This is a genomic window from Ligilactobacillus murinus DSM 20452 = NBRC 14221, assembly GCF_001591685.1.
GTDB lineage: Bacteria > Bacillota > Bacilli > Lactobacillales > Lactobacillaceae > Ligilactobacillus > Ligilactobacillus murinus.
This window is the reverse complement of sequence record NZ_BCVJ01000017.1, coordinates 1-13,053: the sequence shown is the minus strand read 5'-3', so window position 1 is coordinate 13,053 and position 13,053 is coordinate 1. Positions and strand designations below refer to the sequence as shown.

Sequence of the window (13,053 nt, the reverse complement as noted above, 5' to 3'; positions counted from 1 at the left end):
GGAATACTTATTCACCCAATAATTAAGATTTCGCTAAATCGAGTCAAAGATTACTCATCGTCCCTGTTTTTTGCTACAATAGAGGGCAATAATGGCAGGTGATTTTTATGACAAAAAAATTGACTTGGATCGTTAGGATCACGTTTTGGCTATATATGCTCTATGTTTATTTGACCGTTTATCGGCAAGGATCGTTTTACAGCTTTCTTTTGCTAAATACATTCCTCGGCTATATTCCGATCGAGATCGCCATGCATATGCACAAAACACAACCTAAACTGATCTACTGGGGGTTATTTTTACTGTGGCTTTTATTCTATCCCAATGCCCCTTATGTGATCACTGATCTTTTTCACTTAGCGCGGATGGATCCGTATGATCCCACTAATGGCTTAATGAGCTTTGATCTTCACATGTGGCTCAATTTTACCAATCTAGTCGCCAGCGCTTTTGGTTGTGCGCTGATGGGGATCTGGAGTTTAGAGCATGTTGCTCAAACACTTCAAGCCCGTTTCAAATTACGGGGCTGGATCCCGCGCACATCGCTTGCTTTGATCTTGACTTTAGCCGCTTCGATCGGGATCTATGTGGGGCGTTTCTTACGACTTCACACAGCCTATCTTTTTATCGAGCCTGATGCCGTCATCAAGCAACTCATTGCGATGTGGAACCCACGCATGTTGATCTTTGTGATCTTTATGACGATCATTCAACTCATTATTTGGGCTGCGATCGCTATTGGCCGCCAGTTGATCAACCAGTATGACAGTCAAAATAAGCTTCTCTAACATAAAGTATGCGAACTAATGTAATCAGTAGTGCTATACAGATAGCAAAAGACCCATCACGATGCAAAGTCATGATGGGTCTTTTGCTACAGCCTTATTTTTTATTTTTCTTCACCGATGATCCGAACTTCAGTCTCCAAGCGTACATCGAATTCTTTTAAGATCACAGCTTGAATATGCTTGATCACAGCCAAATAATCTGTCGCTGTTGCCCCACCGATATTTACGATAAAGCCCGCATGTTTTTTAGATACTTGCGCCCCTCCGATCGTAAAACCTTGAAGCCCTGCGTCATGGATCAATTTCCCCGTAAAATGGCCAACTGGGCGCTTAAAGACACTCCCACATGATGGATACTCCAACGGTTGTTTAGATGCCCGCAAGAAATTGAGTTCATCCATACGTTGCCGGATCTGTTGTTTGTCACCTGTTGCCAATTCAAAAACGGCTTCTAATACGATATCGTCTTCAGCTTGTAAACGGCTCATCCGATAACCAAAGTTTAGTTCTTCGTTAGTGTAAGTTTTCAGCTCACCTCGAGGCGTCACCACCGTAACGTTAGCTAAGACATCTTTGATCTCACCACCGTAAGCTCCGGCATTCATAAAGACCGCTCCTCCGATCGAACCTGGAATACCAGCTGCAAATTCTAAACCAGTCAAGCCGTGTTGATACGCTACTTCGGTCGTTTCGATCAACGAGGCCCCCGCAGTAGCATGTACTTTGCTCCCGTCACACCAGATCTCATTTAATTCAGTTAAGATCATCACTAGCCCACGAATGCCACCATCTTGTACGATCAAATTGCTAGCATTACCGATCACAGTCAAAGGCAGGTCATTTTCCTTAGCAAATAAAACTAAAGCTTGAGCTTGTTTGCCCGTTGTGGGGAATGCCACAATATCCGCTGGTCCACCTGTTTTTGTGTTGGTGTACAAGGATAACGGTTCAGCTAAACGGATCTTGATCTCAGGAAATTCATTTATGATTTTTTCATTTATTGTCATTGTCATGTTTTACACCTTTAAATCTCTTTTATCTTCTTAATTTTAACATTTTTTATTTTGACTTGCGATAGTCCTTGTCTTATCCTTAGGTAAATAAGTTTATTTAATAGTGAGGCGTGCTGATGAAATTTATTTCATGGAATGTGAATGGCTTACGAGCTGTGCTAAAGAAAAATTTTTTAGAAGTTTTTACCGCTCTAGATGCTGAATTCTTCTGCTTACAAGAAACCAAACTCCAAGCAGGTCAAGTTGACCTAGATCTCCCTAATTACTATCAATATTGGAACTATGCGCAAAAAAAGGGCTATTCAGGTACAGCCATCTTTACCAAGAAAAAACCACTAACTGTGTCCAAAGGTCTTGGGATCACTGAATTCGATCAAGAAGGTCGTGTTTTAACGCTAGAGTATGAAGATTTTTATCTTGTAAACTGTTATACCCCTAATTCGCAAGATAAATTAAAGCGCTTGGATTTTCGCCTTCAATGGGAAGCGGCTTTTAGTGACTATCTAACCGACTTAGCATCCCAAAAACCAATTATCTTATGTGGTGACCTAAATGTTGCTCATAATGAGATCGATCTCAAAAATCCTAAGCCAAATCAAAAAAATGCTGGTTTTAGTATCCAAGAACGCCAAGCAATGACTGCTTTATTAGCGCGGGGCTTCACCGATACTTTTAGACACTTCTACCCTGATAAAACTGGGGCTTACTCGTGGTGGAGCTATCGTTTCAATGCTAGATCACGCAATGCTGGCTGGCGGATAGATTATTTCATCTGCTCCAATGCTTTACTTCCCCAAGTAAAAGACAGCCAGCTTTTACCTGAGATCTTAGGTTCTGATCACTGTCCAATATTACTGGAAACCGATGAACTAAATTGAATTTGTTATGATATGAAAGGAAGTTATCAATGAATTTTATTGCTTTTGATTTCGAAACTGCTAATGCTAAACGAAGTAGTGCCTGCTCATTAGCACTTTCTGTTGTCCGCGATGGTCAGATCGTTGATGAGCTTTATTCTTTGATCGATCCACAGACTAACTTTTCGAGCTTTAACACCAAGATCCACGGCATTACAGCCAAAGATGTCGCCAATGCCCCAACATTTGCAGAACTTTGGCCTCACATCAGTAGCTTTTTTACCCCAGATCAATTAGTGGTAGCCCATAATGCACCATTTGACTGTAGTGTTTTAAATAAAACGCTAGCTACTTATGATCTAGCAACACCGAGCTTTATGGTTTTAGATACCGTCAAAACTAGTAAGCAATTTTATCAAGATCTACCTGATCACAAGTTAAACACCGTTTGTGATAGTTTAGGGATCGACCTAAAACATCACCACAATGCGCTTTTTGATAGTCATGCTTGTGCTGAGATCTTATTACACCAAGTTAAAGAATTTGGTCCAACAAAATTAAAGCCTTTTGTGCGTCAATACAATAAATAACAAAAGCACCAATATGGTCAACACCGGATAAACAACAAGGGACCTATCACGATCAAACATCATGGTAGGTCCCTTGCTGTTGTATTAGCAAACAAAACTATTATTTTAAAGCCCAGATAGCGTCTCATTTCACAGCCTTGTTACCAGCTATAAATTAGCTATCAGCTGTTCATAGCGAGCACCATGGGGTTCAAAGACTAATGTGCGCTTATCATCATCTGTTTCATCTTTTAACAGCTTGACGACCAAATATTGTGCTGGAAGTTCATCGGCGACAAATTGTGACCACTCAACTACACTGACACCTTCACCATCAAAATATTCTTCTAACCCCAGATCAGCCCCACCAGTATCTTCTAAACGATAAACGTCCATATGATACAGCGGTAAACGCCCTTCATGGTATTCACGGATCAAAGTGAAAGTCGGACTTTTGACATTTTTTTTGATCCCAAGCCCCTTAGCTAACCCCTTGGTAAAAGTCGTCTTTCCCGCTCCAAGATCACCATCTAACAAGATAAGATCTTGTGGCTTTAAATATGTGGCCAATTTTTGCGCGAGTGCTTGTGTCTGTTCTGCATTATTTACTTGAAATTCCATGTTACTTCCCATCTGCTGCCTGTGCGGCGGTGATCAATGATACTTTATAGACTTCTTCTTCGTCACATCCCCGTGATAAGTCTGAAACTGGGCGATTTAACCCTTGTAAGATCGGACCGACGGCTTCAAAGCCACCTAGACGTTGTGCGATCTTATATCCGATATTGCCTGATTGCAATTCCGGAAAGACAAAGACATTGGCTTTCCCAGCTACCGGTGATTCAGGTGCTTTTTTGGCAGCGACCCCTGGCACAAAAGCAGCGTCAAATTGTAATTCGCCATCGATCGCTTCTTCAGGAGCTAATTTTTGCGCGATCTTAGTCGCTTCGACCACTTTTTCAACTAATGGTGACTTAGCCGAGCCCTTAGTCGAAAAACTCATCAAAGCGATCCGTGGTTCAATATCAAATAAGCGTGCGGTTTTAGCACTTTCGAGTGCGATCTCAGCTAGATCTTGAGCATCAGGATCGATATTGATCGCACAATCTGAGAAAATATATTTTTCATCGCCACGTAACATCAAGAAAGCCCCACTCGTCCGTCTAACATTTGGTTTTGTCTTGATGATCTGTAAAGCTGGTCGAACGGTCGCCCCAGTTGAGTGGATCGCACCTGAGACCATTCCATCTGCTTGACTTAAATAAACCAGCATCGTACCAAAATAGTTTACGTCTTTTAACATCTCAGCAGCTTGCTCTGGCGTATTTTTTCCCTTGCGACGCTCCACAAAAGCTGCAACTAACTTATCAAATTCTTCTTTAGGATAAGTTTCTGGATCTAAAACCTGTAAATTTTGTGGTAACGGCTCACGGCTATGCGCTTGGACTTGTTCTTTAGAGCCTAACACGATCGGTGTCAATAATTCTTCTTTTGCTAAGCGAACAGCCGCGTTTACGACCCGACTATCATCTCCTTCTGGAAAGACCAACGTCAGAGGTTGCTTACTTACTTTTTGCTTTAATGTTTCTAAGATCTCCATTTAAAATCCTCCTTTTTGTGACACGTTTACGGTCTGTGGCAATTGCCAGTCGATCGGTGTTTCCCCCATTGCCTCTAAGGCTGCATTCGTTTTTGAAAATGGTTTTGACCCAAAAAATCCCCGACTTGCCGATAATGGACTCGGATGTGGTGACATGATGACTACATTTTTACTCTGATCGATCAAAGCCAGCTTATTTTGGGCTGCTTTTCCCCACAAGATAAATACAACTGGCATAGGTCGCTTGGATAATTCTTGGATAGCTAGATCCGTTAAAGCTTCCCAACCTTGACCACGATGAGAAAATGCTTGCCCATCCCGAACAGTTAAGACCGAATTGAGCAATAATACACCTTGTTTAGCCCACTTTTCGAGATAACCATGGTTTACCGGTGCGATCCCTAAGTCGCTTTGCAATTCTTTATAGATATTTTGCAGTGACGGTGGGATCTTGACTCCAGGTAACACTGAAAAACTCAATCCATGAGCTTGTTTGGGTCCATGATACGGGTCTTGGCCTAAGATCACCACTTTGACTTGTGAAAAAGGCGTCCATTCAAAGGCCTCGAAGATGTGGTACATATCCGGATGGATCACGTAATGACCATATTCATATTTTAAAAAGTTATGCAATTTGGCATAGTTTTCCGATTCGAACACTGGCGCTAAAACTTGCTGCCAATCATTATGAATCAATTCTTTCAATAATATTACACCTCGCATTAATTTTACCATAACTTAAAAATAATAACATCGTTAGCGCTTACAAGTACTGAGTGTGTAAAATTTTTACTTTCATGTTAGAATGAAGTCATTAGATAAATTAAGGTGGGATTTTATACTATGGTTCAAATTATTGCGTCTGACATGGACGGAACATTGTTAAACGACAAAATGGTCATTTCCAAACGAAATGCTGCTGCAGTCAAGGAAGCACAAAAACAAGGCGTCCATTTTATCGTTTCAACTGGGCGTGCTTATGATGAAGTTAAGCCGTTGATCACTGAAGCAGGCTTTAACTGCCCAATGATCACTTTGAATGGTGCCTTTGTTTTAGACGAAAACGGCAAAGAGATCAGCGCTGCTCCGATCCCAGACTCCATTGCCAAAAAGATCATGTTGACTTTGAAGAAAAATGGGCTCTACTTTGAAGTGATCACAGCTAAAGGCGTTTGCTCTGATAATAAGGCTAAACGGATCGAAAACTTTGCTGAATTATTAGCCAGCATTAGTCCTGATACACCTTATAAGTTAGCGGTGACTTTAGCTTCAGCTCGAATGGAACTTATGAATATCAATTATGTTGACAACTATATGGACCTAGTTGATGATCCTAAAACTGTCATCGGCAAGATCGTGGTCTTTAGTCCTGAAGGGCAAAAAGTTTTAGGACCGATCAAAGATGAACTTTCTAAAAATGACAATCTTGTGATCACCTCTTCGGGCCCTGGAAATATTGAGATCAACCACGTCAATGCTCAAAAAGGTGTCGCACTCCAAGCTTATGCGGATAGCTTGAATATCCCAATGGACAATGTAATGGCAATTGGTGATAACAACAATGACGTCTCAATGCTCAAAGCCGCTGGGATCAGTTATGCTATGGGTAACGGCAGTGATGAAGTGAAGATGTTGGCTAAATACATCACTGCTCCTAACACCGAAGATGGCGCCGGGATCGCGATCGAAGAAGTTTTGGCCAAGAAAAATTAAAGTCAATCAGTGCTAGCAAGAGCGAGGTGCTTAATGTGCGCAATCTATATACTCGACGCACCGAACTATCCAATCGTGGGACCATCCGCATCAAAGATAGTTCTGGTCGCCTGATCTACCTATTAGTTGGCAAGTGGGGCCTTTCACCTGGCGTCTTATCAGTCTATAACGTTACTGGTGAACGACTAGCTGAGATCAAACAGCGGACTCTTGGCTTTTTCCCAAAGTTTGATCTCTATGACAGACGCCACCATGTTGGTTCTTTGCGACGTTATTATGGTATCAGCCATGAAATGCTCTTTGTCAAAGGGCTCAATTGGTTTATCATCGGTAATTTGATGACATTTAACTATAAAGTCTACCATGGACGCCAATGTATTATGACGATCTCAGAAGTTCAAACAGCTACTGGGAATGCCTTAGAATTTCATATTGCTGAACAGGCCGATGAACCGCTATGTTTTTGTATTGCTGCGATCCTCGATTACTGGGCACGTCTTGACCTAAAAGCTAAAAATAAAGCTTACTATGGCAAATTAGCTTGGTGACCTGACACACTGATAAAAAGAGCATTCGAAATTTTAAAAATTTCGAATGCTCTTTTTTTAGTTCAGTTTCGTGATCAATTCTTCTAATTTTGTGGTGATCTCGACTGGTAATTCTTCTTTAGGATGTGTCTTGGTGTAATTATTTACCCAAATTAGCCGGTCTTGCAAACGTTGGCGTAATTTTTTAGCATAAGTGGCATCATTTAGATCAACTTCATACCCTGGAATACTTAGATAACTCATCTGTGGTAAAGCGCCGAATTTAGTCCACTCAGCCGTTTCGTTGGCGATCGCTTCTAAAATACCTAAAGTCGTATCTTTGTCGATATTTTTACCATTATACGAATCCGTATTGATGATATAACAATTAGCCTGTTGTTTTTCAAAAAGCTCCTTGAAGTCGTGGTAATCTTCAGTCAATGGATAAACTCTAAATGGATTGGCAAAAGGTTCAATCACTAACTTATCCCGAGATTCACCGATAACATTTTCCGCAGTTGAACGTTTAGTTGCTAAAGTTAGTCCAAACGTTGCTGCGATCACTGGATCTGATAATTTAACGACTGGTGGTAAACTATCATCTTTCATGATCCAAAAGATCGAATCTAATGGTGCTTGTTCACGATCGACCCGATTTTTAGCTGAATAACGCGACTTGATCGTCCGACCATTACCATTGCGCAGATCATCTGTCACCAAGGTCTTTTTCCCCTGCATATCCTGGGTGACTCCGACATTCATTACCGTAGTGAAGTACTCCATTTCCTTTGAACCAGGTAAATAATCACTTGTCTTGTCAAAATACGCTGGCTCAAGGGCGATCGAACTCCCATTCTTACGGTCGATTATAAAAGCGTCATCATGTAAGATCGTGATATCATCAAACTTTCCAGCATGTTTAGCGTGGGTCAAGGTCGATTTTCCTGAACCTGAAAGGCCATAGAAAGCAAAGACTTTATCTTGTTTGTCTTTGAAATGAAATGTCTTTTCGCCTCCATGACAAGCGGTATAGCCATTACGATGCGCTGTTGCCCAAGCCAGTGTCAAAGTTGCCTTCTTTAACTCACCAAAATAACGTAAGCCTAAGATCGCAGCTACATTATGTTCAGGGTCAAATAGCGCTAAGCCGTCTGGATATTGAGGATCATGCCATTCGGGATCACAGTAGAGATAGATATCGTCTTCACTGTACGGTTTGGAGGTGGCATAGCGCTTAGCATACTCTGCATTAAGGATCTGAAAATTCAGTAAATACGATAGCAAATTGAGCTCATAGCCCTGTGGTACCATTAAATGAGCTTTTAACATGAACTCTTCATCCAAGCCTACGATCGCTTGTGCTTGATAAAACTGACGCGCTTCACCTTGATAGACTGCTTCACGTAAAACAGCTTCTAATTCAGCATTATCTACTCCAGGGCGCCCTAAGATCTGCCTTGCAGCTGCTGTCCTACCTACAACACGCCCATGATTATCGACTAACATCACAGCATTTTTAGGTAAGCCTAGTTCACTGGTATGTTTGATCGGTTGATCGGTCACGATCGTTTTGGGACTTTTTTTGGCTAACTCATATGCCATTTTTAAGTCAGTTACCGCCTGAACATTATTTCCATAAAAGGCAGTCTCAATGATCGTTTTAGTTGTTGAAAACAAGCGATTACGTCCATTTATCTCAGTCGTTTCAAATCTTTCACGTGTACTCATCTTCCTCTACGCCCCATTCTCTAAATATTTAAGAAAGCTTTAAAAATAACAATTAAAGCACTTACATTAACAAGAATAGTTTAGCACAGATCGTATCAAAATAGTTAAATTTTACACCTTAAAAAAAGAGTAAGAATTCCCTTCTCACTCTTTTAAATCTATAAATGTTCTTTTTTATCGATCTTTTGAACATCGACCAGTGGGCAGCCAACATTATGGCACGAACCACATTCGCTGTTTTTTTGCTTAATGATCCTAGTATACACGACCCATGCTACTAGCCCAAAGATCACCAAACCCAAGATCACCGTTGCGACCATTCTGAACCCCTCATTTCTATTGTTTGTTCTAACGGTTGCGGTTTACTTTTTTTGATAAACAAACCGTAAACGATCAATGTGATCCCTAATAAAACAAGTACCACATTATAGATGGAATAATTACCGCTTGCAAGTACTGAGATCTGATAGATCAACATAGCTACTAAATAAGCTAAAAATGTTTGATAACCGATAGCACGCCATGTCCAACTCGCATCGCCGTATTCTTTATGCATTGCTCCGATCGCAGCAAAACACGGCGCACATAAGAGATTGAACGCCAAAAAAGCATAAGCTGCCATTGGCGTATAGGCTGCTATCAAAAGTTGATCAAACCGCGCTTGGGGTGGATTGCCAAAAGCTACTTGAAGTGTCGCTACACAATTTTCTTTAGCGATCAAGCCAGTTAAAACAGCTGAGACGGCACGCCAATCTCCAAAACCAAGAGGCACAAATACTGGAGCTAACAAGCTTCCGAGGCCCTTTAGCATACTTTCTTCTTCTGGAACTTGTTCTAATCTAAAATTGAAATTTGATAAAAACCAGATCACGACCATCGAAGCAAAAATGATCGTTCCCGCTTTTTGAACAAAACCTTTGCTCTTTAACCAAACATACCGCACGATATTATCTAACTTTGGGAGATGATACGCAGGCAACTCCATCACAAATGGTTGGGGATCACCAGCAAATAAAGCGGTTTTTTTCAAATAGATCCCCGACCCGATCACAGCTATGATCCCTAAAAAATAAGCCGCTGGAGCAGCTAAACTCTGACCTTTAAAAAAAGTCCCCGCAATCAAAGCGATCACGGTCAATTTAGCTGAACATGGCATAAAAGTCGTTAGCATGATCGTCATCTTACGATCTTTTTCTGCTTCGATCGTCCGCGTCGCCATGATCCCCGGAACGCCACAGCCCGTAGAGACTAATAACGGAATAAACGATTTACCTGACAAGTTGAAACGCCGAAAGATCCGATCCATCACAAAAGCGATCCGCGACATATAGCCACAGTCCTCTAAGATCCCTAAACATAAAAAAAGCATCATGATCTGCGGTAAAAAACCAAGCACCGCTCCGACCCCTCCGATGATCCCATCAATGATCAGACCTTGCATAAATGGCGCCACATGCCAAGATCTAAGCAGTTCTTCGGTAAAATTGGGGATATACTTCCCAAATAAAACGTCATTTAGCCAATCCGAGCCAGCTGTTCCAATAACTTGGATCGATAAATAATAAACGACCCACATGACTCCAAAAAAGATCGGTAACGCCAAAAAACGGTTCGTCACGATAAGATCGATCCGATCAGAGATACTCAGGGAAAAATCACCTTCATCGATCACACATTGGTCCATGACCCGTGAAATAAAGTCATAGCGGGCATTAATGATAATACTGCTACTCTCATCATCAAAAATTTTTTCTGCTGTTTGGATCAAGCAAGCGATCGTTTCTTGACGTTTAGCATCTAACTTCAATTCAGCTTGGATCTGCTCATCTCGTTCAAACAATTTGATCGCATAAAACCGCAACTCATCTTTGGCTACGATTCCCTGTAACTGTTTGGCTATTTGAGCTAAGGCTGATTCTAACCGTGGATCATATTTGGGAATGATCTCTGGTGTGGCTTGTTTTTTTTGCATCTCACCAACTAATGTATCGATATTTTTTCGTTTGAGTGCACTGATCTTGATCACTGGGATCCCTAAAAGATAAGCCAATTTTTTCGTGTTGATCCGTCGTCCTTGTTTATTTAAGAGATCAGCCATATTTAAAGCCACTACAAGTGGTATCTTAGTTTCTAATAATTGCAAAGTTAAGTATAAATTGCGCTCGATATTGGTCGCATCAACCACATCAACGATCTTATCTGGTCGTTTTTCCAATAAATACTTGCGCGTTACTAATTCTTCTGGTGTATATGGTGATAGTGAATAGATCCCGGGTAGATCTTGCAATAAGATCGCCTTATCCTTTTTTAAATATCCTGCCTTGCGCTCGACTGTAACTCCCGGCCAATTTCCAACGCGTTGATTAGCTCCGGTCAAATAATTGAATAAAGTCGTTTTACCACTATTAGCATTTCCAGCTAGTGCTATTTCTTTCATATGCTTATCTCCCTTACCATGATCAACTCAGCTTCAGATCGACGTAAGGTCAGCTTATAGCCTCGTAACAAGATCTCGAGTGGGTCGCCTAATGGTGCTGTATTTACTAGGGTAACTAAAGTATTTTGCGTCAAGCCCATATCCATCAGACGCCGCTTTAATTCTTTTTTACCACCTATCTTGGCAACTAAACAGCTTTGTTTTAAGTTCAACTGGGAAAGTGGTTTTAATTCTTGCTTTGTTAGCTCATTAATACTTAAAACTTCAATGCAACTCGCAATACTATCACTCAAAGCTAGACGTTGCCCTTGAAAATGGATCATCACCCCATTGGCGTGCATATTTTGAGTGATCACAGTCAAGATTTTCCCCCGCACCATCCCCATCTCACTGAGACGTTTTTTTAATTGATGTTCAGCTGTTACTTGACTTACAACATATTTGCCCCGCGTCATTACTTCAGATAATTTTTGCATTATCTCACCCCGATTCTAATTGAGAATCATTTTCAATTACAATTTAAAAATAGCATAATTCCGCTTTCATTTCAAACAAAGACCTATAAAAATAGCGTACTATCCTCAGATAGTACGCTATTAACTAGAAGAATAATTTAGCAGCACCAGCAGCTAAGATCAATAATACGACCGAAGAGATCAAAGATGCTGTAAATACGCTTTTACCTCGTTTAGCGATCACATGGAAGTTGACCGACATCCCTAATGCAGCCATCGCCATTCCTAAAAAGATATAGGCAGCTTGGACTAATGAATCGAGTAAAATGGTCGGTAGTGGGATAAACGTTCCAATAACACTTGAGATCAGGAATCCTGCCATAAACCACGGGATCGGTAATTTATTTTTTTCACCCGTACTTTGTTTTAACTGTCCTTTTTTAGCTAAATGTTTTTGATACCAGATACCGATCACTAAGGCAACTGGGGCTAATAACAAGACACGTGATAGTTTCATGATCAAAGCGTCATCTAAACTGATCGTGCCACCAGCACTACCAGCTGCTACCGCATGAGCGATCTCGTGTAAAGAACCACCTGCCATGACCCCAAATTGTGAATCAGTCATGTGAAGGAGCGGTCTTAATCCGATCTCGATCAGTGTAAATAAAGTCCCCATGACACAGACAACTGCGATCGCAAGTACTTCATTTTCACGTTTAATTTCTTCATCGACACCATCATTTTTGATCTGTGGTGAGACACCCATAACCGCTGCAGCTCCACAAACACCACAACCAGCTGCGGTCAAGATCGACAGATCACTTTCAGCCCCAAAGCGTTCGCATAAATAATAGGTCAGATAGATCGTCACCGTAACTAAGAAGATCGCGATCAAGATCGTTTTTATCCCAGCATCGGCTAACTTCATCAAATTGAGCCTAAAGCCTAGTAAAATGATCCCAAGTCGCAAAAACTTATTTGAAATAAAACCTACTCCTGGTTTGGAAGCTTCCACCCAATTTGGTTTTACTTGGAGTGCCATTCCTAGCACTAAAGCGATCACTAAAGTTCCAACTAGTTCTAAATATGGCAACTTAGCTAAAAGTACCCCTAATAAGGCACAAGCTAAAGTTAAAACAGCTGCATTCCAAAAGGAACGCGTTTTTAGCATTTGCAATAAAATCACTCCTAAAATATTTATTATATATATTAGATATCTTGTATTGTTTTATTGATAAAACCTATAGTTAAAGGTTTTACACAATAAAAACAAATAAGTATTTAACAATTAATATAATAACTTATAAGTGATTTTTTTGCACTAAAAAAGGCTAGAATTTAATCTAGCCTTAAACATTTATTA

14 protein-coding genes are annotated in these 13,053 nt (G+C 40.8%); 5 read left to right on the top strand and 9 right to left on the bottom strand.

Going from position 1 to position 13,053, the window contains the following annotated elements:
* Positions 1-107: 107 nt before the first annotated feature.
* Positions 108-788 (top strand): DUF1361 domain-containing protein, encoded by a 681-nt coding sequence (locus tag LMU01S_RS04715; protein WP_004051634.1) that lies wholly within the window; start codon positions 108-110, stop codon positions 786-788.
* A 101-nt stretch (positions 789-889) separates the two neighbouring features.
* Here LMU01S_RS04715 and murB read toward each other — a convergent pair whose 3' ends face one another.
* The gene (gene murB, locus LMU01S_RS04710) at positions 890-1,795 is read right to left on the bottom strand and encodes a UDP-N-acetylmuramate dehydrogenase (protein WP_056959250.1); all 906 of its coding nucleotides are present in this window, start codon (positions 1,793-1,795) and stop codon (positions 890-892) included.
* A gap of 122 nt (positions 1,796-1,917) precedes the next feature.
* Here murB and LMU01S_RS04705 point away from each other — a divergent pair, with 122 nt between their 5' ends.
* Both LMU01S_RS04705 and LMU01S_RS04700 read left to right on the top strand, forming a co-directional pair.
* A complete protein-coding gene (locus LMU01S_RS04705) occupies positions 1,918-2,679 on the top strand; it encodes an exodeoxyribonuclease III (RefSeq protein WP_056959229.1) in 762 nt (253 codons plus the stop codon).
* 29 nt (positions 2,680-2,708) lie between these two features.
* Entirely contained in the window at positions 2,709-3,248 is a 540-nt protein-coding gene (locus LMU01S_RS04700; protein WP_056959228.1) for a 3'-5' exonuclease, read from the top strand.
* A gap of 147 nt (positions 3,249-3,395) precedes the next feature.
* On the opposite strand, the gene tsaE is transcribed toward LMU01S_RS04700, so the two are convergent.
* The 3 genes from tsaE to LMU01S_RS04685 are packed head-to-tail and all read right to left on the bottom strand — an operon-like array spanning position 3,396 to position 5,532.
* Positions 3,396-3,848, bottom strand: coding sequence for a tRNA (adenosine(37)-N6)-threonylcarbamoyltransferase complex ATPase subunit type 1 TsaE (tsaE, locus tag LMU01S_RS04695; protein WP_056959227.1), 453 nt, complete (start codon positions 3,846-3,848; stop codon positions 3,396-3,398).
* A 1-nt stretch (position 3,849) separates the two neighbouring features.
* Positions 3,850-4,827: a phosphate acetyltransferase gene (pta, locus tag LMU01S_RS04690; RefSeq protein WP_056959226.1), complete on the bottom strand. Its 978-nt coding sequence runs from the start codon at positions 4,825-4,827 to the stop codon at positions 3,850-3,852.
* Positions 4,828-5,532 (bottom strand): uracil-DNA glycosylase, encoded by a 705-nt coding sequence (locus LMU01S_RS04685; RefSeq protein WP_056959225.1) that lies wholly within the window; start codon positions 5,530-5,532, stop codon positions 4,828-4,830. It lies immediately after the preceding gene.
* Positions 5,533-5,670: 138 nt separating this feature from the next.
* On the opposite strand from LMU01S_RS04685, the gene LMU01S_RS04680 reads away from it, so the two are divergent.
* Both LMU01S_RS04680 and LMU01S_RS04675 read left to right on the top strand, forming a co-directional pair.
* Positions 5,671-6,540 carry a Cof-type HAD-IIB family hydrolase gene (locus tag LMU01S_RS04680; RefSeq protein ID WP_056959224.1) on the top strand — a complete coding sequence of 290 codons (870 nt, stop codon included), beginning with the start codon at positions 5,671-5,673 and terminating at the stop codon, positions 6,538-6,540.
* Between the two features lie 35 nt (positions 6,541-6,575).
* A complete protein-coding gene (locus LMU01S_RS04675; protein WP_004051613.1) occupies positions 6,576-7,088 on the top strand; it encodes an LURP-one-related/scramblase family protein in 513 nt (170 codons plus the stop codon).
* 57 nt (positions 7,089-7,145) lie between these two features.
* Here LMU01S_RS04675 and LMU01S_RS04670 read toward each other — a convergent pair whose 3' ends face one another.
* From LMU01S_RS04670 to LMU01S_RS04655, 5 genes are all read right to left on the bottom strand, one after another.
* A complete protein-coding gene (locus LMU01S_RS04670; protein ID WP_056959223.1) occupies positions 7,146-8,795 on the bottom strand; it encodes a phosphoenolpyruvate carboxykinase (ATP) in 1,650 nt (549 codons plus the stop codon).
* A gap of 158 nt (positions 8,796-8,953) precedes the next feature.
* Positions 8,954-9,115: a FeoB-associated Cys-rich membrane protein gene (locus LMU01S_RS10255; RefSeq protein ID WP_076148919.1), complete on the bottom strand. Its 162-nt coding sequence runs from the start codon at positions 9,113-9,115 to the stop codon at positions 8,954-8,956.
* A complete protein-coding gene (gene feoB, locus LMU01S_RS04665) occupies positions 9,100-11,232 on the bottom strand; it encodes a ferrous iron transport protein B (protein ID WP_056959222.1) in 2,133 nt (710 codons plus the stop codon). Before feoB ends, LMU01S_RS10255 begins: the two co-directional genes overlap by 16 nt.
* A complete protein-coding gene (locus LMU01S_RS04660; protein WP_056959221.1) occupies positions 11,229-11,708 on the bottom strand; it encodes a FeoA family protein in 480 nt (159 codons plus the stop codon). Before LMU01S_RS04660 ends, feoB begins: the two co-directional genes overlap by 4 nt.
* Before the next feature lie 124 nt (positions 11,709-11,832).
* Complete coding sequence (locus tag LMU01S_RS04655) at positions 11,833-12,861, bottom strand: YeiH family protein (RefSeq protein ID WP_004051605.1); 1,029 nt, start codon at positions 12,859-12,861, stop codon at positions 11,833-11,835.
* Positions 12,862-13,053: the final 192 nt, after the last annotated feature.

Coding starts and splice junctions, on each gene's coding strand:
- LMU01S_RS04715 (WP_004051634.1), top strand. CDS start 108: ATGACAAAAAAATTGACTTGGATCGTTAGGATCACGTTTTGGCTATAT.
- murB (WP_056959250.1), bottom strand. CDS start 1,795: ATGACAATAAATGAAAAAATCATAAATGAATTTCCTGAGATCAAGATC.
- LMU01S_RS04705 (WP_056959229.1), top strand. CDS start 1,918: ATGAAATTTATTTCATGGAATGTGAATGGCTTACGAGCTGTGCTAAAG.
- LMU01S_RS04700 (WP_056959228.1), top strand. CDS start 2,709: ATGAATTTTATTGCTTTTGATTTCGAAACTGCTAATGCTAAACGAAGT.
- tsaE (WP_056959227.1), bottom strand. CDS start 3,848: ATGGAATTTCAAGTAAATAATGCAGAACAGACACAAGCACTCGCGCAA.
- pta (WP_056959226.1), bottom strand. CDS start 4,827: ATGGAGATCTTAGAAACATTAAAGCAAAAAGTAAGTAAGCAACCTCTG.
- LMU01S_RS04680 (WP_056959224.1), top strand. CDS start 5,671: ATGGTTCAAATTATTGCGTCTGACATGGACGGAACATTGTTAAACGAC.
- LMU01S_RS04670 (WP_056959223.1), bottom strand. CDS start 8,795: ATGAGTACACGTGAAAGATTTGAAACGACTGAGATAAATGGACGTAAT.
- LMU01S_RS10255 (WP_076148919.1), bottom strand. CDS start 9,115: ATGGTCGCAACGGTGATCTTGGGTTTGGTGATCTTTGGGCTAGTAGCA.
- feoB (WP_056959222.1), bottom strand. CDS start 11,232: ATGAAAGAAATAGCACTAGCTGGAAATGCTAATAGTGGTAAAACGACT.
- LMU01S_RS04660 (WP_056959221.1), bottom strand. CDS start 11,708: ATGCAAAAATTATCTGAAGTAATGACGCGGGGCAAATATGTTGTAAGT.
- LMU01S_RS04655 (WP_004051605.1), bottom strand. CDS start 12,861: ATGCTAAAAACGCGTTCCTTTTGGAATGCAGCTGTTTTAACTTTAGCT.